Consider the following 18,813-nt stretch of genomic DNA (forward strand, 5'->3'; position numbering starts at 1 on the left):
TTTGGGGCTTGTTACCTCGGCGACGCATTGTCGGCGAGGTTGGGTTTTTGAGTATTTCTGGCGAGATGATAATTGCTATGCGCGAAGCATAGCATTATTCGGATTTTTATGCTTGATCATACGGATCGCGCGATTTTGCGCCAGCTTCAGACCGACCCCACACTTTCGATGCCGGAACTGGCCGAAAGGGTAAACAGCACGCCCGTTCGCGTGACCCGCAGGGTGGAGCGGTTGAGCACCGATGGTGTTATCCTCGGGCAAGAGGCGATCATTGATTGGCGGGCGCTGGGTTACGCGGTGCATGTGTCGCTCCGGATCACGCTTGATAAGACGGTCACACGGGCCTTTGACGATTTTCTTGCCGCTGCGCGAGCCGTGCCGGAGGTTCTCGAAATACAGACGTTTCTGGGTCGGGTCGATGTACGCCTATCACTCATCGCGAAGGATCTGGCCGATTATCAGCGTCTTTATCGGGACCGCATTCTGACGCTGCCCCATATCGCGGATATTGAGGCATTGATGGATGTCGCCAATGTGAAGTCGGATCGGAGTATTCCGCTATGACGCTCGACGATCTGGATTGGACGATCCTGTCGGCATTGCAGAAGGACGCAGCACAACCGACGACGCGGCTCGCTGGTAAGCTGGGGCTAAGCCAACCAGCTACGTGGCGGCGGATCAAACGACTGCAGGACGCGGGCGTGCTGGCCGGTAGGCGACTGGTGCTTGACGCGGCGCGTGTTGGCTTTGGCGTGACAGTCTTTCTGGGCGTGAAGCTCGCAGCGAAGGGCAGGGTCAGCCTCGAGGATTTCGAGCGGGCCATTGGCGCGATCCCCGAAGTGCAAAGCGTTGATCACGTGCTCGGCCTCTACGATTATCGGCTGCGCGTCATTGCCCGCGATCTGGCTGATTTTGAACGGGTCCTGCGACGCCGAATTATGACTTTGCCGGGTGTCGGGGACGTGGAGGCAAATGTGCTTTTGAGTGAAGAACGCAGGCCGGGACCGATTTAGAGGCCAGAGTTTACGGATTCCTCATCTTCTTGCGCAATGCTCAAGAGCTACCGACCGATGAGTGAGATGATGCGATTTGGGTTAGAGACATGGTGGGGCGTCACAATTGCCGCCGTCCTGACGACAATGGCGGCTGTCGCCGTGTCGGAGGCCCTCGTTTATCTTCTGTATACGGGGCAGGACCTGAGGGCCGCATTGCGTGTTGGGCCCTTGGTCACCATCATCACGGCCTTCCCGTTCTGTATGTTTGTCTGGGCGCAAGTGCGCAAGAACGTGCATCTGAATACAGAATTGCAGCGCCTTGTTGATCGCGACCGGCTGACGGACGTTGCGACCCGTGATTTCTTTTTCGCGCGCATGCGCGCCGAACCAAAGGCTTATGGCATTTCACTGATGATCGACATTGATCACTTCAAGTCGGTCAATGACACCCATGGCCATCTCGCGGGGGACGCGGTCATCAGTCGCGTGGCGATGATCTTGCGTCAGAATACCCGGGAAAAGGACATTGTTTGCCGTTTTGGTGGAGAGGAGTTTATCGTCTTTCTGCATGAAGAGGGGCCGCAGGCGGCCTTTCACATTGCTGAACGTATGCGGAAGGCTATCGCCGATGAGGTCGTGAATTTCGACGATAAAGCCCTTTCGGTGACCGTCTCAATCGGTGGATCGTTGAAAGAGCAGGTGGCGGACATCACCCGCGCGATCCAGCAAGCGGATGAAGCCCTCTATCGGGCCAAGAGCGCGGGGCGCAATCAAACCGTCTTTGCCTCGGCCATTGATGAAACCGCGTCGGTCAGCGCTGCCTGATCGGTTGTCAGTATACCGAAATAGACTTTGCCTTTCTCTCTTCCCGGCATTAGCGAATGCGATGACAAATGGGAGATCACGATGGACGGCGCAAATCCGCAAATTGACCCTGATGGTTTGATGGAGTTCTCGGTGGTTTTCACCGATCGCTCGCTCAACCACATGAGCAAGGCGTTTCAAGGCGTGATGACGGATATCTCGGCCGTGCTGAAAGAGGTCTACAGCGCGGATCAGGTCGCGTTAGTTCCGGGCGGTGGGACCTTCGCGATGGAGGCTGTGGCGCGGCAATTCGGCGCCGATGCCAACGCGCTTATCGTGCGCAACGGCTGGTTCTCTTATCGGTGGAGCCAGATTTTTGAGGCCAGCGGCATCGCCGCCGACACGACCGTGATGAAGGCGCGCATTACGGGCAACAACCATCAGGCGCCATTTGCACCAGCCCCAATTACGGATGTCACCGATGCGATCCGCACCGCAAAGCCCGATGTCGTCTTTGCCCCGCATGTTGAGACGAGCGCGGGGATTATTCTGCCGGATGATTACATCAAAGCGCTCGCGAAGGTGGCCCATGAGGTTGGTGCGTTGCTGGTTCTTGATTGCATCGCTTCTGGCTGCGCGTGGGTCGATATGAAGGAAACCGGTGTCGATGTGCTGATTTCGGCCCCGCAGAAGGGGTGGTCGTCGACGCCCTGTGCTGGACTTGTGATGATGTCGGATCGCGCGGCGAAACGGATGGATGCCACCCAATCGAACTCCTTTGCGATGGACCTGAAGAAATGGCACAGTATCATGCAGGCCTATGAAAACGGGGGCCATGCCTATCATGCGACGATGCCAACGGACGGCTTGCGCGCCTTTCGCGATACGATGCTGGAAACCCGCGCTTTTGGTTTCGAACGGGTGAAAGAGGCGCAATGGGCGCTTGGCAATGCGGTGCGGCAGGCGTTGGCGGACAAGGGCGTGCGGTCGGTCGCGGCAGAAGGTTTTGGCGCGCCGGGTGTCGTTGTCAGCTACACCGATGACCCGGAGATTCAGAGTGGCGCAAAATTTGCTGCCGCTGGCATGCAGATCGCTGCAGGCGTGCCGCTGCAATGTGACGAGCCAGCGGATTTCAGGACTTTCAGACTGGGTCTTTTCGGCCTTGATAAGCTCTACGATGTGGACGCGACCTTGTCCCGGTTGCTACCCGTTCTGGACCGCGTTCTTTAGCTTGCACCAAGACCAAGCTTCATCAGGCTACGGCGGATGGGGGTGATGCCGTAAAGGGCCTCAATCCCGCGCGCGCGCATGTTTTGCACCATCGGGTTGCCCGCAATTGACGCACGGTTGAGCGCGTCAATGCCTGCGACCCGTAACTTGATGTCAGGATGACGCTTACGCGCATAATTCGCAAGCATGGCCGGACTGCCCAAGTCCCCGGGTTGAGCCTGCGCCAGTTCTAGAAGGCAGGCCAGATCACGCAGCGACATGTTCAGCCCCTGCGCCCCGATGGGGGGCATAACGTGGGCAGCCTCGGCCACAAGGGCCGTGCGCGGTGCCGTCAGGTGGTCGGCCACCTGACTGATGATGGGCCAGACCATGCGTTTGCTGACAAGGTTCAGTGGGCCATAGGTCCAGGCAGACCTTTCATTCGCTGCGTTTTCGAAGGCGTCCTGCGTGAGGTTCGCGAGCCGTTGCACCTCTGCCCCGTGATCCATCCAGACGACGGCAGAACAGGGTTTGCCTTCATGATCGGGCAGCGGAACAAACGTGAACGGTCCGCCCGCCCGATGGATTTCGGTTGAGATATTGTTGTGAGGTGCGGCGTGTGTGACCGCAAACGTCACGGCCTTCTGGCCGTAGCGCAGGGTTTGCACACCAATGCCATGCGCCTGTCGCACTGCCGAATGCCGACCATCCGCTCCGATCACCAGACGGGCGGCGATTTGTCGGTCGTCGCTCAACGTCACGATTGCATTTTGCGTGCGGGCAACCATCCGGGCAAACCCCACGCCGGGGCGAAAATCGACATTGGGCAGGTCCTCAAGTCGCGCCACCATCTCGCGCCGCAACAGCCAGTTGGGCAGGTTCCATCCGAACGGCTTGTCTGAGATGTCGCTGGCATTGAAATCCCGCGTCACATGCGGCTCGACCGCCGCATCGACAATCCGCATGATTTGCAGCGGTGCAGCATGTGGCGCAAGTGCTGTCCAAAGTCCTGCGGCCTCAAGGAATTGTTGCGCGGGCTGCAGGAAAGCGGTTGTGCGCAGGTCCGCGCCATCATCCTCGGCCCGCGTAACCGGCGGAGTGGGGTCAACGAGGGTAACGCGAAACCCGGCTGTGCCAAAAGCCGCAGCCGCCGTCAGCCCGGCAACACCGCCGCCCGCAATCAGGATGTCCGTCTCTTCACGCGTCATGACAGGTGACATATGCCGATCGCGGCAAGGCGGAAAGGGTCAGCGCGACAGCTGCGACAAGAAATCCGCGAGATCATCAGTGTGGTGTTGAATGTGATCGGCCTCATGCCGGTCAGGATGAACATGCACGGTCTTCATGCCCATCGCATGGGGCACTTTCAGGTTCCGCTCTTCATCCTCAAACATCGCGCTTGATGGTGCTGCGATCCCGTCCTTGGCGAAAATTCTCGCAAAAGCATCGTGGTGGGGCTTCGGCGTGAAATCGGCATGCTCCACGCCATAGACGGCATCAAACTGACGGCTAAGCCCCCGCGCAGCCAAGACACGTTTGGCATGATTGTGCGAGCCGTTGGTGTAAACGACCTTACGACCAGGCAGAGCGCGTACGGCGGCAATCAGCGCCTCGCACGGTTCAAGATGCGAGATGTCGATGTCATGCACATCCGCCAGAAAATCATACGGGTCCACGTCATGATGTTCGATCAGACCGGCAAGCGTTGATCCGTAATCGTGCCAATACTCTGCGCAGAGTTTCAGCGCGCGTTCTTTTTCGACACCCGTCAAACGCGTCACATATGCGGAAAACCGGGCATCCATGAGCCCAAAAAGATCAGCCGAGGGGGGATAAAGCGTGTTGTCGAGGTCAAAGACCCACGTATCCACATGTGAAAACTGCTGCGCGACCATGGTTGCAATCTAAGACCGTGCCGGGGTGCGTGCAATTGCTTTGGGGTGATGGCGGGAGTATGATCTCATGATCATCGGAGGTTTCACAGATATGCAAGACCCGCGCGCATCGCAAAAGGATGCTTACGCTCTAATTCTCGAAGCGATCGACAATCATACGTATAAACCCGGTGATCGTCTGGTCGAAAGCGAATTGGCTGAACGTTTTGGCGTCTCGCGCACCCCAATCCGCGAAGCGCTGCAGCGGCTTGAGACACAGTCTCTGCTCACGCGGGACGGTCGGTCGTTGATCGTCGCCTCGCTGGATCATTCGCAATTGTCCGAGCTTTACGTGGTCAGAGGAGAACTTGAGGGGTTGGCCGCGCGCCTGGCTGCACGCCATGCAACGCCGGAAGAGGTCAAGGTCCTGCGCGACATGCTGGAGGAAGATCACAAGCTGATCGGTGATCCCAACGCGCTTAGCCGGGCGAACCGGCGGTTTCACAAACAGATCCATCTCGCCTCGCATAACCGGTTTCTGGTGCAGCAGCTTGACTTGGTGCATCGGTCAATGGCGCTGTTGGCGACCACGTCGATTGCTGCAGAAGGGCGCACGAAGGAAACGCTAGAGGAACATGCCACAATCGTGGCTGCGATTGAAAAAGGTGATGGGGACGCGGCTTACAAGGCGCTGCGCGATCATATCTCAGAGGCGTTTGTCACTCGCCTGAAACTGGATGCAGCGGCGGTGGAGGCGGCTGAATAGCGCCTGCCTTCCAGCCCTTCGGTAACAGAACGCCATGCGCCGTCTTGTCCCAATAAAACGGTTTGCGCGCCAATTCCCAAAGGCCCTTATAGGCGGCGAGAGCCCCAAGCGGAAAATAGGCCTGCAAGGTTAGCGCCCATTTGATCAGCCATGGTTTGCGCGCCTTGCGCAACCCTATTGTGGCAGCGACAAAACCAATCACTTCGGACATCAGGAACAGACCGGCAAGCGTCCAAAAAGCCCAAGGTGCCAGGACCGGGCGCAGCGGGTGGTCAAGGCCCAGCGGGATCAGCCAAAAGCTCCACAAGATCGGGGCGAGCACGAATTGAGAGAGTGTGCCAAGAAACAACACCTGAAAGCCAAAGAAACGCCACGCACCCAGGTCACGCCACAGCTTGCTTGGGCTACGTATGTGGACGCCATAGGTGATCGCGTAGCCCTTCAGCCAGCGAGAGCGTTGTTTGACCCAAGGCCACGCGCGGCCATTCGCCTCTTCCTCGGTCACGGTGTCAATCAGCGCCGTGCGGTAGCCATGCCGGGCCAGACGCACGCCCAGATCAGCATCTTCTGTGACATTGTGAGCGTCCCAGCCACCCAGTTCTTCGAGGATTTCGCGCCGGAAAAACAGTGTCGTCCCTCCAAGCGGCACAACCAGACCCAGCTTGGCGAGGCCCGGCAGGATCACCCGGAACCAGCTGGCATATTCGATGGTAAAGCAGCGGGTGAGCCAGTTTGACCCCGCATTGTAGTAATCAAGCGTGCCTTGCAGACAGGCCACATCAGGTGCGGCATTGGCAAAGCTGTGGGCGACCACATGCAGCTGATCGGGGGCGGGGCCGTCTTCTGCGTCCCAGATCCCGATGATGCTGCCACGGGCAAAATCCAGTGCGTAATTCAACGCGCGGGGCTTGGTCTTGATCGTGCCTTTCGGAACGACAATGGCGCGCATCCAGGTTGGCAGTGTCGTCCGGCCCAGCGTGTCACGAGTGGTCTGGTCATCCGCCTCCAGCACAAGACAGATATCAAGGAGGGCGCGCGGATAATCGAGCGCCTTGAGCCGCGTCAAAAGATGCTCGGCAATGGCCGTTTCGTTGTAAAGCGGGACCAGAACGGTGATCACTGGAAGTCGCGCTGGTGTCACAAGCGCGGCTTCTTGCGGTGCCTCACGCCAACCCAGATAGGCCGCCGCCCCCTTGAGCATGGCGTTCAGGCACAGTGTCAGGATGGCCCAGGCCGTGAAGATGGCGAATACTGTTGTCGGGGCAAGGATGAGGCTCGCAATCCCGACGAGCGCCACACAAAGCGCGATCCAAAGGGCAAATCCGGCATCCCAATGACGGCAGCTTTCGTGATCGGCAACTTTGCTCTCGGCGCGTTTGACGAGATCACGGTCGCAATGCTTTTGGACCGCGCGGTGGAGCTGCTCTTCGGTTGTGACGGCCATCCGAACATGACCAAAGCAATCGCTGAGGCGGGTACGGTGACGGGTGAAATGGTCGGGCCGTGCGGTGAGGACGATGCAGGCCCCACCCATGCGGCGCCAGGGCAAAAGGCCGTCCTTGAGGCAATTCGCGGGGCCATATGCGGCGATCAGGTTTTCGTCCGGCGGTTGCTCAAGCGGGTTGATCAGCTGGCTTTGCGCCGCATCGGCGAGAATGGCGGCGATTGTGTAATCAGATATGCGATAATCGCGGCCCAACACATCCGCAACATGAACCCCTTGCTGAACAGCCATACGCTGGGCGGCTTGCGCGTCGGCGATGCTGATCAGCCCGCGCGCGGCAACTTCGTCTGACAGGCAACGGTTGCAGCCATGTGGCACACGGCGCGCATCGGCTCGCCCTTTGGTTTGGTCAAAATGCAGCATGTCCTTCCCCGAACCGGGACGAACATGGGGGAACTTGGTTAATCAGTCGTTAAGCATCATCCGAAACTGGCATGCGCTTGTTTTGGGCCATTGCCTCGGCGAAACGTTCAAAAAGGTAATAGCTGTCCTGTGGGCCGGGGCTAGCCTCCGGGTGATATTGCACGCTGAAGACCGGCTTGTCGGCCACGCGGATCCCGCAATTGCTGCCGTCGAAAAGCGAGACATGGGTTTCGATCACGCCAGCGGGCAGTGTCTGGCTGTCCACCGTGAAACCGTGATTCATCGACGTAATCTCGACCTTGCCGGTTTCCATATCCTTGACCGGATGGTTCGCGCCGTGGTGGCCGTGGTTCATCTTGATGGTCTCGGCACCCAGGGCGAGGGCCAGCATCTGGTGGCCGAGGCAGATGCCGAAAACCGGGATCTCTGTGGCCAGAACCCCTTTGATCATCGGCACTGCATAACGCCCGGTGGCCGCCGGATCGCCGGGGCCGTTGGAAAGGAAAACACCATCGGGCTGCAGGGCCAGCACATCTTCGGCGGTCGCCGTGGCAGGCAATACAGTCACATCGCAACCAGCGCTGGCCAGACAGCGCAAGATATTGCGTTTGGCCCCAAAATCGACGGCGACAACCTTATGCTTTGGGTCGGTCTGCCGTGGAAAGCCATCTGGCCAGGCCCACCGCATCTCATCCCAATGATAAGACTGCGCGCAGGTGACATCCTTGGCCAGATCGAGCCCTTCGAGCCCCGCAAAAGCGCGCGCCTTCTTCACCAGCGCTTCGATATCGAAGACACCGTCGGGATTGTGGGCGAGTGCGACATGCGGCGCACCTTGCTGGCGGATCGCGCGGGTCAGCCGCCGCGTATCGACGCCGCCCATGCCGATCCGATCACGTTTGGCGAGCCAGGCCGTCAGCTCCTCGGTGGCGCGCCAATTCGACGGGGTGGTCGGGTCCCATTTCACAACCATGCCGTCCGCGACCGGATCGGCAGTCTCGTCATCATCGGGATTCACCCCGGTATTGCCGATATGCGGAAAAGTGAAGGTGACAACCTGCCCGGCATAGGAAGGGTCGGTCATGATTTCCTGATAGCCGGTCATTGCGGTGTTGAAACAAAGCTCTGCGACAGTCTCACCAGTGGCGCCAAAGCCCATCCCATAGAAGATCGTGCCATCTGCAAGCGCCAGACAAGCCGTAGGTGTCTCTGCCATTTCATGATCCTCCGATGTGCCAAATTGTTTGGTGTGTATTTGGGGCAAGCCGGGTGGTCAAGGGATGGTACGGAAACGTACGTCGATCTTGACGTTGCGCCACTGACGCTTGTCAAAAAAGGGCCTTGCGCATATGATCTCCCCTCGTTTGACGGGACAAAGACGGAAAATCACCACATGAACATGCGCGACCGGGTCAATGCGGCCCTGAAGGATGCGATGCGATCAAAAGAGGCTGATCGCCTGTCAACCCTGCGATTGATCAATGCCGCGATCAAGGACAAGGATATTGCGCTGCGCGGCGCGGTCGACGAGGACAGCGGCGTTGGCGACGCGGATGTGCTGGCGATCATGGGCCGTATGGTCAAGCAGCGCCAGGAAAGTGCGCGCGCTTACGAAGAGGGCGGTAGGCTTGAGCTTGCGGAAAAGGAACGGGCCGAGATCAAGGTGATCGAAGAATTCCTGCCTAAGCAACTCAGCGAAGACGAAACCACAGCTGCCATCGATGCGGCGATAGCGGATGTCAGTGCCGAGAGCATCCGCGACATGGGCAAGGTGATGGCCGTGCTCAAGGGTAAATACACCGGACAGATGGATTTCGGTAAAGCGGGGCCCATGGTCAAGGACCGGCTTGGGTAGAAGTTCTTCGCGGCCCGCCGTCGTTAGCTGCGCAGCGCTCGCTTGAGATCGTCATAAAGCGCCAACCGTTCTGCCGCATCCAGAAACGCGCCTATCTCAACCTCGCGGTCGCCACCGCGGAGCGTGATGTAGTTGTCCACCGGGCCGCCCTTTGGGTGCAGGTGGACAGTCACCCAATAGCGGTTCGCCTGCCATTCCTGGGCCGGACCTTTCGGGTTGTGGCGGGTCAGATGGGCGGTGTTCTCGTCAACCACCAACTCCTCTAACACTTCGCCACGGCGGTAGCTGACATGCAAAGCTGCCCAGAGTCCGCCGATCATCAACAGGAAAAATGGCAACAGCCCCCACAACACCGGAGTGCCGACCACCGTGACCAGCGGGAGCGCCACAAGCAGTGCGGTGGCACCGATGAAGATCACAAAATCGCGGCGTAGAAGCGACCGATAGGGCCAAAGGCTCAGCTCCCAATGCGGTTTGTGATGTGGCGGCTCTGGCGTCCATTCGTAGGGCATGGGGATGGTTATAGCGCGCGGCTTGAGGCAGTCATATGCGCAACACTGTCGCGAGACGACGCTGCTGCCGGGTTGTTTGCTGTACCGTCCGCGAAAACCCTGCGAAAGCGTTGTGACACAAGAACGAAGGCCCCGCGTTTAGCGGGGCCCTCATGTGCCTTGCGTCTAATGCGCGTGCTGTTTGTCCCAGTCTTCCCGCTTTGGCAGCGTCTCAAACGTATGCTCAGGCGGTGGAGAGGGCAGGGTCCATTCCAGCGTGTCCGCATATTCGTTCCAAGGGTTGTTCTCGGTGACAACCTTGCCGCGGGTCAGGGTCCAGACCATCACTCCGATGAAAAAGAGGAACGACGCAAAGGACAGGAATGCACCCCAGCTTGAGACGTAATTCCAGAACGCATAGGCCTCTGGGTAGTCGATGTAGCGACGCGGCATGCCCTGACGGCCCAGGAAATGCTGTGGGAAGAACGTCAGGTTTGCACCGATGAACATCGTCCAGAAGTGCAGCTTGCCCGCCCATTCAGGATACATCCTCCCCGCCATCTTGGGCAGGTAGAAATAGATCCCAGCAAAGATCGCAAAGACGGCACCCAGAGACATCACATAATGGAAATGCGCGACCACATAGTATGTGTCGTGATACACCCGGTCGACGCCTGCCTGGCTGAGCACGATGCCTGTCACGCCACCGACAGTGAAAAGGAACAGGAAGCCGAAGGCCCACAGCATCGGTGTCTTGAACTCAACCGAACCGCCCCACATCGTCGCGATCCAGCTGAAGATCTTCACGCCTGTCGGCACCGCGATGACCATGGTCGCCAACATAAAGTAGCTCTGCTGCGTCAAGGACATGCCCACGGTGTACATGTGGTGCGCCCAGACAACGAAGCCCAGAACACCAATCGCCACCATCGCGTATACCATGGGCAGGTAGCCAAAGATCGGTTTACGGCTGAATGTTGCGATCACGTGGCTGATGATGCCAAAGCCGGGAATGATAATGATGTACACTTCTGGATGGCCGAAGAACCAAAGGATGTGCTGGTAAAGCACCGGGTCGCCGCCCTGTTCCGGCTGGAAGAAGCCAAAGCCAAAGTTCCGGTCCATCAGGAGCATGGTGATAGCGCCGGCTAGAACTGGCAGCGCCAAGAGGATCAGCCATGCAGTCACAAAGATCGACCATGCGAACAGAGGCACCTTATGCAATGTCATGCCTGGTGCGCGCATGTTGAGGAAGGTCGTAATCATGTTGATCGCGCCGAGGATCGATGAAGCACCAGACAAGTGAACGGCGAAGATCGCCAAATCCATCGACATGCCCGCCTCACTTGTCGAAAGCGGCGCGTACATCACCCAGCCGACGCCAGATCCGGCCTGTCCGTTGCCCCCTGGCGCCAGCATTGATGCTACACCAAGCGACGCACCTGCAACAAACATCCAGTAGGACAGGTTATTCAAACGCGGAAACGCCATATCAGGCGCGCCGATCTGCAATGGCATGAAATAGTTGCCAAAACCACCGAACAGCGCGGGGATCACCACAAAGAACATCATCAGGATGCCGTGATAGGTGATCAGCACGTTCCAAAGGTGCCCGTTTGGTGTGCAGGGTGATGAAGAATCCGCGAACAGACGTGCGCCCTCAAGGCACATGTACTGGACGCCGGGGTTCATCAGTTCGAGCCGCATGTAGACCGTAAAGGCGACGGATATGAAGCCTAAAACACCTGCGGTGAACAGGTATAGGATCCCGATATCCTTATGATTTGTCGACATAAACCAGCGCGTGAAGAACCCGCGCTCGTCTTCATGTGTGTCGCCGTGGATGGCTGCGTCTGCCATTATGGCTCTCCTCGTATTGGCTACATCGGGCCTGTCCCGATTCAGGGACAAACTCGTCTTGGTGGCGGTTCTAAAGTGTTGTGCTTAAAGGGGCAATAATGGATACGCACCTTGCGTTGAGTAATATTGGCGCAGGGCTTGCCTGCTGCATTTAGACCTGATTTGCTTGCCGTTGGGGCAGCATGCGGAGCATTTGATGGCAGGGGCTGAGCCTGAATTCACGATCGGGATCGAGGAAGAGTATCTGCTAGTCGATCAAGAGACGGGGCGTCTCGCGCAAGCGCCAGATGCGCTGATAACTGCTTGCACTGCCGAACTCGCCGGAAAAGTCAGCCCGGAATTTCTGCAATGCCAGATCGAAATCGGCACAGGTATCTGCAAGACCATCGCTGAAGCGCGGGCTGATCTCGGCAATTTGCGCAGGTCGGTCGCGCGACATGCGGCCGAATTCGGACTCGCGCCGATTGCGGCCTCGTGCCATCCATTCAGCGACTGGAAAGATCAAACGCACACGAACAAAGACCGCTACAATACACTGCAACAGGAACTGGCAGGCGTTGCGCGCCGTATGCTGATCTGCGGCATGCATGTCCATGTGGGTATTCCCGATCCAGAGATGCGCATCCAGCTGGTCAACCAGTTGAAATACTTTCTGCCGCACCTGCATGCGCTTTCGACGTCGTCGCCGTTCTGGCAGGGCGATGACACCGGCATGAAAAGCTATCGCCTGACGGTTTTTGACAATCTGCCGCGCACCGGGCTGCCGCCGCGCATGGAGAACTGGGACGAGTTTTCGTCGACCGTTCAGACGCTGGTTTCGCTGGGTCTGATCGAAGATGCATCAAAGATTTGGTGGGATTTGCGGCCATCGTCCAAGTTTCCGACGATTGAATCGCGCATTTGCGATGTTGCCCCCCGGATGGAGGTGACGCTGACCCTAGCCGCGCTGACCCAATGCCTCACACGGCTGTTGTGGCGCCGGACCCGCGCCAGCGAGCCGTGGCCCATCGTCGAAAACTTTATGGTGGGCGAAAATCGTTGGCGTGCACAACGCTACGGGATTGCCGAGGGTCAGATCGATTTTGGACGCCAGGCGATGATCCCGTTCACACAGGCCGTTGACGAGATTTTGGCGCTGATCGCCGAGGATGCGGCAGCGCTTGATTGTGTCGATGCCGTTGAGGCCGCCCGCCAGATCGTTACAGACGGCACCAGCGCCGATCATCAACGCCAGGTGCGCGATGCCGCCTTGGCCAGCGGCGCCACCAAACAAGAGGCAATGGCGGCTGTGGTTGCATCGCTGGTCGCCGACTTTCATAAGGATCTGTAGGATGTCTGAGTTTGCCAGTGCAGAAACCGACATGTTGTTCGCAACGCCACTGACGCGCTTCAAAGTGCAGGATCATGAGACGCTGAACGCGGAACTCCTGGCAGAAGGAGAGCGTCTGCGCGGTGCAAGCGACGGCGTGCAAAAATCCAACCGCGGCGGATGGCATTCCGATCTGGGTTTTCTGGACCTTGATGCGCCCTGCATCCAGCGCCTGCGTGCGCTTGCCATCCAGTCAGTCAAAGACGCCACGAGGTGTGTGACCAGCCGGGTCGACCCGGACGACCTCGACATGAAAATCTCCGGCTGGATGAATGCCAATCCGCGTGGCGGCTTCAATGCACCACACACCCATCCCGGCGCACATTGGTCAGGCGTCTACTACGTTAACCAGCCGGAAGTGGAGACAGGCAACTCCGGGATGATCGAATTCCTCGACCCGCGCTCTGACCTGCCAAACTGGCGCATACTCCGCGCCAAACCGTTCCGACCCAAGCGCAAGATCAGGCCACAAGCCGGCGAGATCGTACTTTTTCCTTCCTACCTGACGCATTGGGTCTATCCCAACGAAATGGATACCGAGCGTGTCACGGTCGCGTTCAACGCGACGTTTCGTAAACGACGCAAATCATAAAGCACTGGCGGTGATGGGCGTTGTTACGGCACAATGGCCTCGTAGTGGCTGTGTCCATAGCGCTTACGGTCAGGACAGCAGGCGGGCAACGCAGTTCTGGTATCACCTTGACGTTCAAAGGGCCAACTCAAAGCCGCGGATTTGTCCGGAGGCAGCTTTGGGCGGGCTCTACCTCGATCACGGCGAAACTATGTAATTCGGCAGTGTCCGCTTTCTGCGCATCGCTGACTTTTGCGGAGCGAACGACGGTTGCCCTGCGCGGTGCATTTTTTGACTGGACTTGTGCTGAACAGGAAGCGGTAGTGTCTGGTCAGCGAGATCATCGCAGGCAACATCATCGCTCAACTGACAGCGCGTGATGGAGGCTGTCCCGGCGGGCTCAGCAGAAATCTCAGCCTGGCCTTCCTGGCACCTGATCCGTTCGCCCTAATCACCGGGCCATCAGCCTTTTGGCTTCACATCCGAATGGCTGAATAGCCTTGATTTTCCCGCCGATTGGGATGCGCAAAGCGCCCTGTTCAATGCGCTGTAAACCGGCCCTCAAACATCTGTTAATGCCGTTCTGCCCGCCGTCAGAAAACGGACCTAGTGTGTCGTGCAAGTGAGACGGATGAGCGAAAGGGCGCGGATATCGCAGCTGCTACGGTCTTCCGTGCTGTAGCTGCATCAAACTAGGTTTGAATCGTCGAAAGGAAGGAACGTATCAAAGTCGTTCAAAAACAATAAGTTATAATTGGCGGAGGAGGTGGGATTCGAACCCACGGTAGACTTTCACCTACGTCGGTTTTCAAGACCGGTGCATTCAACCACTCTGCCACTCCTCCGACCGGCCCCTGTTAGCGGGTCGTTTCCGATTCGAAAAGCAGCTTCCTGCTCTGTGAAAATCCGCCGACAAACCGGTGCAAACACTTTCAAATGGTGGTATCGGACGCTATCGTTTGGCAAATTTGTGCGGGGGGCGGCTGTTTTGGCATATCAGGATCCCCACATCTGCGGGACGCGCAACAAACAGGCTGGATAACAGCGGGGCCTTCTGTCTTGCACAGAAGGAGAAAAGAGGGGCGAAACATGATGGGCAACGTGATTTCGAAGCGACGTATCTTGTGGGGCAGTGTCGCCATGGCAGCGACGCTTTCGCTTGCGGCATGTGATGAGAATGGCGAGTTTGCATTCCCTGGCGGCGGGGCAGAGGCTGCGAGTGCAGAACGGCCAACGCGGTCAATCCGGACCAATACGGAAGGGCGCGATGTTGAACGGCCAGACATTTTCGAGGTGACTGATCGCGGTCTGTGGGATGGACGCCCATCGCTTGGCGGTATCTGGGTTGCGCATCCTGACGTGCAGGACCCAGAGCGTGTAATTATCCGCAACACTGAAAATGGCCGTTCGGTTGTTGGCGCCTTGTTCCGGCGTGAGCGTGAAAATCCGGGCCCGTTGCTGCAGGTCTCATCCGATGCAGCGGAAGAGTTGAACATACTGGCGGGGGCGCCGACCTCACTGAACGTCGTCGTGTTGCGGCGCGAAGAGGTCGTGGAGGAGCAATCTCCAGTCGAACCAGAGGTTAACCCCGTTGTTGCCGCCTTGGATGCGCCTGTCACGGTAGAGGCCGCGCCACTTGATCCGATTGCAGGAGCGGCGGCGGCCATTGACGCAGCCGAGGATGCGGGTGAGGCAGCCGCGGAGGCAACAACTGCCGTTCCTGTCGCATTGCCTGCCGCAACGGAGGATACGACGACAGAAACTGAGGCGCCCCAAGTCCAGCCAGCACTCGACGCTGCCGGTGAGGCTGATTTGTCGGGTGACCTGATCCAGATCGGGGTCTTTAGCGTTGAGGCAAACGCAACCGGTGCTGCAGACCGGTTGCGCGCTGCAGGCATACCTGCCTCGGTCGAGATTCAGCAAGCCGGCGGACGAGACGTGTGGCGGCTGGTTGCGTCACCGATTGATGAGGATGCCGAGGAGACAATTGCCCAGATTGCCGAACAAGGCTTTCCTGACGCGTTTCTGGTCGAGAACACTGATGGCTAAGGCTGGAGAGACCTCATGAAAGCATGGCTTAACCACCTGATCAGCTTGGCCTGTGTTGCGGGCGCGCTTGGTAGTTCCGCATATGCGTTCGAGACGGAAGCCCAAGCTGCCTACGTGTTGGATCACACCACCGGCACGGTTCTCCTGGCGAAGAATGCACAAGATCCTTTGCCACCTGCCTCCATGTCCAAGCTGATGACGCTCTACATGGCGTTTGAGGCGATTGCCGACGGCCATTTGGACATTGACGAAACCCTGGCTGTGTCAACCGAGGCGGCGGCCTATGGTGGTTCGTCAATGTTTCTGGACACAACGGATCGCGTCCGGGTGGAGGATTTGTTGCGTGGCGTCATCGTCTTGTCCGGTAATGATGCAAGCGTGGTGCTTGCCGAGGCGTTGTCGCCGGACGGGACCGAAAGCGGTTTTGCCCGTTTGATGACCGAACGCGCGCGTGAACTCGGTATGAACAGCTCGAATTTCACGAATGCCAGTGGCTGGCCAGCGGCTGGCCATCGGATGTCGATGGAAGATCTCGGCATCCTTGCCAATCGCCTCATCACGGATTTCCCGACCTTCTATCCACTTTTTGCGGAGACGGAGTTCGCCTTTGATGGACGCGTGCCATCGAATTCGCGCAACCGCAATCCGGTTCTGACCATGGGTATTGGCGCGGATGGGCTGAAGACCGGCCATACCCAAGAGGCCGGATATGGTCTTGTCGGCTCCGCCAAACAGGGCGACCGGCGCGTCATATTTGTGATCACGGGCCTTGATACGGTGGCAGAACGGTCTCAGGAAAGCCGCAAGATCGTCGATTGGGCGTTCCGGCAATTTGCCGAACGCGACGTAATCAGCGCCGGAACACGCGTGGCTGAGGCTGATGTCTGGATGGGCGAGAGCCCCATTGTTGGCCTCACAGTAGCCGAAGATGTCTCGCTCCTCGTTCCCATTCGGGCTGATGATAAAATTGAGGCCGAAGTCGTTTACACCGGTCCAATTGAGGCTCCGATCAATGCGGGCGATCAACTGGCCGAAATGGTGGTCCAGCTTGACGGGCTACCTGAAAAGCGCCTGCCCTTGGTCGCCGAAAGCGATGTTCTGCGGGGCGGCTTCACCACGCGGCTGCGTACGGCGGCACTGGTGTTGTGGCAGAAGTACGGACCGCAAGGTGATGACGCAGCCGAGGGCGCATGACATCCCCGCGATTTATTACCTTTGAAGGTATCGATGGTTCCGGGAAGTCCACACAGGCCCGCCGCTTTGCCGACCATTTGCGCGGGCAGGGCGTTGATGTTGTTCTGACGCGCGAGCCGGGCGGCAGTGCAGGGGCCGAGGAAATCCGTCAGCTGGTCTTGACTGGCGATCCTGATCGCTGGTCGGCAGAGACCGAGATTCTGCTGTTTACCGCATCGCGCCGGGATCATCTGGAAAAGACGATTGAACCTGCGCTTGCTGCCGGGCGCCATGTGGTCTCCGACCGATTTGCGGATAGCACACGCGTCTATCAAGGCGCGACACGGGGCGATCTGCGGGCGATGGTTGATCAACTCCATAAGTTGGTGATTAAGCGTGAACCAGATCTCACGTTCATCATAGACATGGATCCCGAAGTTGCTCTATCCCGAAGCTTAGCGCGGCTCGGTTCTACGACTCCCACAAATGCACTTCAGAACACTGTTGGCGCAACGGATCGCTCAACACAAAAAAATGCACTGCAGGATATGTCTTCCGGACCAAGTCGCAATGCGCTGTTAGGCGTCGATGACGCCAAGCAAACAAAGAACGCTCTTTTGGACACGTCGCAAGCGGAAACTAAAAACGCGCTGGCAGGTTACTCACTACCTGAGAACCGGTTTGAGGAGTTTGGACTGTCCTTTCAGGAAACTCTGCGCCACGGCTTTCTCGCTCTGGCTCATGCAAACCCACAGCGCTGTGTTCTGATCGACGGGAACCGCACGGCAGATCAGATCGCGTCCGAGATTGCAGCCTACGCATGAGCGATGAGGTCATCCCCGAACCCGACCGGATTGAGGGCGCGCCGCATCCGCGCGAGACAATCACGCTCTTTGGGCAGGATCAGGCGCAACAGACCTTTCTGGGTGCGTTTGCCTCTGGCCGTTTGCATTCAGGCTGGCTGATCACCGGACCGCGCGGCGTCGGCAAGGCGACGCTGGCCTGGAAAATCGCAACTTATCTTTTGGCCGCGCCTGAGACGGGCCTCTTTGGTGATCCGACACTCCAGGTGGACCCGAACGACCCCGAAGCACGGCTCATCCAAGCGGGCGCCCATCCGCGCCTGACCGTGATCCGGCGACCATGGGACGACAAGACCAAGCGGCTCCGCGCGGAGATCACGGTGGATGCGGTACGCAGCCTCAAGACCTTCTTTCACATGTCCGCCGCCGACGGCGGTAGGCGTGTGGTGATCGTGGATGCCGCCGATGAGCTCAACCGGAACGCGGCCAATGCAATCCTGAAAGAGCTGGAAGAGCCGCCCGCAGAGACAACGATCCTCCTGATTGCGCACCAGCCCTCGCGCCTCTTGCCCACAATCCGCTCGCGCTGTCGCGAATTGCGTTGTGCACCACTTGGTGCTGACGATCTGCAGGCGGCTTTGGAGCAGGCCGGCCACCAGGCCCAAAATAGCGAGGCGCTGGCGACATTGGCGGGGGGATCGGCGGGCGATGCGATCCGGTTGATCAACCATGATGGCATGGCGCTTTACGAAGACATCGTCAAAACCTTGGAAGGCCTGCCGCAGATCAACCGCCAGGCGGCGCTGAAACTCGCCGAAAGCTGCGCGGGGCGGGGGGCTGAGACGCGGTTTGCCATGACGCTCGACCTGATGGATGTGTTTCTGGCACGGGCCGCCCGGACGGGGCTGATGGGTGAACCGCATAGCCAGGGCGCAGCGGGTGAGGCGCGGTTGCTCGCCCGCATATCGCCTGATGATCGGGCAGCACGGCGCTGGGCCACGCTCCAGCAGGACCTCTCAAACCGGTCGCGCCACGGGCGCGCTGTCAACCTTGACCCTGCGGCATTGATCCTTGATATGATCTTCAAGATCGAAGAAACGGCGCAAGGTGTCGCCGCAGCGTGAAAG

General features: G+C 58.6%; 18 protein-coding genes and 1 tRNA gene. 12 read left to right on the forward strand and 7 right to left on the reverse strand.

What is annotated here, in order from left to right; translation table 11 throughout:
• Positions 1-108: 108 nt before the first annotated feature.
• The 4 genes from SLH49_RS10480 to SLH49_RS10495 all read left to right on the forward strand — a co-directional run bounded on the left by SLH49_RS10480 (position 109) and on the right by SLH49_RS10495 (position 3,029).
• A complete protein-coding gene (locus SLH49_RS10480; protein ID WP_320269103.1) occupies positions 109-564 on the forward strand; it encodes an Lrp/AsnC family transcriptional regulator in 456 nt (151 codons plus the stop codon).
• Positions 561-1,013 (forward strand): Lrp/AsnC family transcriptional regulator, encoded by a 453-nt coding sequence (locus SLH49_RS10485; RefSeq protein WP_320237908.1) that lies wholly within the window; start codon positions 561-563, stop codon positions 1,011-1,013. Before SLH49_RS10480 ends, SLH49_RS10485 begins: the two co-directional genes overlap by 4 nt.
• Positions 1,014-1,070: 57 nt before the next feature.
• Positions 1,071-1,820 (forward strand): GGDEF domain-containing protein, encoded by a 750-nt coding sequence (locus SLH49_RS10490; RefSeq protein WP_320269104.1) that lies wholly within the window; start codon positions 1,071-1,073, stop codon positions 1,818-1,820.
• Between the two features lie 81 nt (positions 1,821-1,901).
• Complete coding sequence (locus tag SLH49_RS10495; protein WP_320269105.1) at positions 1,902-3,029, forward strand: aminotransferase class V-fold PLP-dependent enzyme; 1,128 nt, start codon at positions 1,902-1,904, stop codon at positions 3,027-3,029.
• On the opposite strand, the gene SLH49_RS10500 is transcribed toward SLH49_RS10495, so the two are convergent.
• Entirely contained in the window at positions 3,026-4,216 is a 1,191-nt protein-coding gene (locus tag SLH49_RS10500) for a UbiH/UbiF family hydroxylase (RefSeq protein ID WP_320269106.1), read from the reverse strand. The two genes, SLH49_RS10495 and SLH49_RS10500, sit on opposite strands and share 4 nt — an antisense overlap.
• 39 nt (positions 4,217-4,255) lie before the next feature.
• On the reverse strand, positions 4,256-4,903 hold the full coding sequence (locus tag SLH49_RS10505) for a pyrimidine 5'-nucleotidase (protein ID WP_320269107.1): 648 nt from the start codon (positions 4,901-4,903) through the stop codon (positions 4,256-4,258).
• A gap of 91 nt (positions 4,904-4,994) precedes the next feature.
• Here SLH49_RS10505 and SLH49_RS10510 point away from each other — a divergent pair, with 91 nt between their 5' ends.
• A complete protein-coding gene (locus SLH49_RS10510) occupies positions 4,995-5,648 on the forward strand; it encodes a GntR family transcriptional regulator (protein ID WP_320269789.1) in 654 nt (217 codons plus the stop codon).
• Here SLH49_RS10510 and SLH49_RS10515 read toward each other — a convergent pair.
• Positions 5,602-7,515, reverse strand: a complete 1,914-nt coding sequence (locus SLH49_RS10515; protein WP_320269108.1) for a glycosyltransferase family 2 protein — start codon at positions 7,513-7,515, stop codon at positions 5,602-5,604. The genes SLH49_RS10510 and SLH49_RS10515 overlap by 47 nt on opposite strands.
• A gap of 49 nt (positions 7,516-7,564) precedes the next feature.
• Positions 7,565-8,731, reverse strand: a complete 1,167-nt coding sequence (gene carA / locus SLH49_RS10520; RefSeq protein WP_320269109.1) for a glutamine-hydrolyzing carbamoyl-phosphate synthase small subunit — start codon at positions 8,729-8,731, stop codon at positions 7,565-7,567.
• A gap of 177 nt (positions 8,732-8,908) precedes the next feature.
• On the opposite strand from carA, the gene SLH49_RS10525 reads away from it, so the two are divergent.
• A complete protein-coding gene (locus SLH49_RS10525) occupies positions 8,909-9,370 on the forward strand; it encodes a GatB/YqeY domain-containing protein (RefSeq protein ID WP_320269110.1) in 462 nt (153 codons plus the stop codon).
• A gap of 23 nt (positions 9,371-9,393) precedes the next feature.
• On the opposite strand, the gene SLH49_RS10530 is transcribed toward SLH49_RS10525, so the two are convergent.
• On the reverse strand, positions 9,394-9,882 hold the full coding sequence (locus SLH49_RS10530; protein ID WP_320269111.1) for a DUF2244 domain-containing protein: 489 nt from the start codon (positions 9,880-9,882) through the stop codon (positions 9,394-9,396).
• A 165-nt stretch (positions 9,883-10,047) separates the two neighbouring features.
• On the reverse strand, positions 10,048-11,721 hold the full coding sequence (gene ctaD / locus SLH49_RS10535; protein WP_320269112.1) for a cytochrome c oxidase subunit I: 1,674 nt from the start codon (positions 11,719-11,721) through the stop codon (positions 10,048-10,050).
• A 196-nt stretch (positions 11,722-11,917) separates the two neighbouring features.
• Here ctaD and SLH49_RS10540 point away from each other — a divergent pair, with 196 nt between their 5' ends.
• Both SLH49_RS10540 and SLH49_RS10545 read left to right on the forward strand, forming a co-directional pair.
• A complete protein-coding gene (locus SLH49_RS10540) occupies positions 11,918-13,051 on the forward strand; it encodes a carboxylate-amine ligase (protein ID WP_320269113.1) in 1,134 nt (377 codons plus the stop codon).
• 1 nt (position 13,052) lies between these two features.
• Entirely contained in the window at positions 13,053-13,682 is a 630-nt protein-coding gene (locus tag SLH49_RS10545; RefSeq protein WP_320269114.1) for a TIGR02466 family protein, read from the forward strand.
• Between the two features lie 734 nt (positions 13,683-14,416).
• On the opposite strand, the gene SLH49_RS10550 is transcribed toward SLH49_RS10545, so the two are convergent.
• A tRNA-Ser gene (locus tag SLH49_RS10550) sits at positions 14,417-14,506 on the reverse strand.
• 244 nt (positions 14,507-14,750) lie between these two features.
• On the opposite strand from SLH49_RS10550, the gene SLH49_RS10555 reads away from it, so the two are divergent.
• The 4 genes from SLH49_RS10555 to SLH49_RS10570 are packed head-to-tail and all read left to right on the forward strand — an operon-like array spanning position 14,751 to position 18,810.
• Positions 14,751-15,710, forward strand: coding sequence for an SPOR domain-containing protein (locus SLH49_RS10555; protein ID WP_320269115.1), 960 nt, complete (start codon positions 14,751-14,753; stop codon positions 15,708-15,710).
• Between the two features lie 15 nt (positions 15,711-15,725).
• Positions 15,726-16,904 (forward strand): D-alanyl-D-alanine carboxypeptidase family protein, encoded by a 1,179-nt coding sequence (locus SLH49_RS10560; RefSeq protein ID WP_320269116.1) that lies wholly within the window; start codon positions 15,726-15,728, stop codon positions 16,902-16,904.
• Complete coding sequence (tmk, locus tag SLH49_RS22345; protein WP_413785280.1) at positions 16,901-17,707, forward strand: dTMP kinase; 807 nt, start codon at positions 16,901-16,903, stop codon at positions 17,705-17,707. Before SLH49_RS10560 ends, tmk begins: the two co-directional genes overlap by 4 nt.
• The gene (locus SLH49_RS10570; RefSeq protein WP_320269117.1) at positions 17,704-18,810 is read left to right on the forward strand and encodes a DNA polymerase III subunit delta'; all 1,107 of its coding nucleotides are present in this window, start codon (positions 17,704-17,706) and stop codon (positions 18,808-18,810) included. The genes tmk and SLH49_RS10570 overlap by 4 nt, the downstream gene beginning before the upstream one ends.
• Positions 18,811-18,813 lie beyond the last annotated feature (3 nt).

This window comes from Cognatiyoonia sp. IB215446 (assembly GCF_033963825.1).
Lineage (GTDB): Bacteria > Pseudomonadota > Alphaproteobacteria > Rhodobacterales > Rhodobacteraceae > Yoonia.

Coding starts and splice junctions, on each gene's coding strand:
- SLH49_RS10510 (WP_320269789.1), top strand. CDS start 4,995: ATGCAAGACCCGCGCGCATCGCAAAAGGATGCTTACGCTCTAATTCTC.
- SLH49_RS10500 (WP_320269106.1), bottom strand. CDS start 4,216: ATGACGCGTGAAGAGACGGACATCCTGATTGCGGGCGGCGGTGTTGCC.
- SLH49_RS10480 (WP_320269103.1), top strand. CDS start 109: ATGCTTGATCATACGGATCGCGCGATTTTGCGCCAGCTTCAGACCGAC.
- SLH49_RS10495 (WP_320269105.1), top strand. CDS start 1,902: ATGGACGGCGCAAATCCGCAAATTGACCCTGATGGTTTGATGGAGTTC.
- SLH49_RS10525 (WP_320269110.1), top strand. CDS start 8,909: ATGAACATGCGCGACCGGGTCAATGCGGCCCTGAAGGATGCGATGCGA.
- SLH49_RS10560 (WP_320269116.1), top strand. CDS start 15,726: ATGAAAGCATGGCTTAACCACCTGATCAGCTTGGCCTGTGTTGCGGGC.
- tmk (WP_413785280.1), top strand. CDS start 16,901: ATGACATCCCCGCGATTTATTACCTTTGAAGGTATCGATGGTTCCGGG.
- SLH49_RS10530 (WP_320269111.1), bottom strand. CDS start 9,882: ATGCCCTACGAATGGACGCCAGAGCCGCCACATCACAAACCGCATTGG.
- carA (WP_320269109.1), bottom strand. CDS start 8,731: ATGGCAGAGACACCTACGGCTTGTCTGGCGCTTGCAGATGGCACGATC.
- SLH49_RS10515 (WP_320269108.1), bottom strand. CDS start 7,515: ATGCTGCATTTTGACCAAACCAAAGGGCGAGCCGATGCGCGCCGTGTG.
- SLH49_RS10570 (WP_320269117.1), top strand. CDS start 17,704: ATGAGCGATGAGGTCATCCCCGAACCCGACCGGATTGAGGGCGCGCCG.
- SLH49_RS10485 (WP_320237908.1), top strand. CDS start 561: ATGACGCTCGACGATCTGGATTGGACGATCCTGTCGGCATTGCAGAAG.
- SLH49_RS10540 (WP_320269113.1), top strand. CDS start 11,918: ATGGCAGGGGCTGAGCCTGAATTCACGATCGGGATCGAGGAAGAGTAT.
- SLH49_RS10545 (WP_320269114.1), top strand. CDS start 13,053: ATGTCTGAGTTTGCCAGTGCAGAAACCGACATGTTGTTCGCAACGCCA.
- ctaD (WP_320269112.1), bottom strand. CDS start 11,721: ATGGCAGACGCAGCCATCCACGGCGACACACATGAAGACGAGCGCGGG.
- SLH49_RS10555 (WP_320269115.1), top strand. CDS start 14,751: ATGATGGGCAACGTGATTTCGAAGCGACGTATCTTGTGGGGCAGTGTC.
- SLH49_RS10505 (WP_320269107.1), bottom strand. CDS start 4,903: ATGGTCGCGCAGCAGTTTTCACATGTGGATACGTGGGTCTTTGACCTC.
- SLH49_RS10490 (WP_320269104.1), top strand. CDS start 1,071: ATGAGTGAGATGATGCGATTTGGGTTAGAGACATGGTGGGGCGTCACA.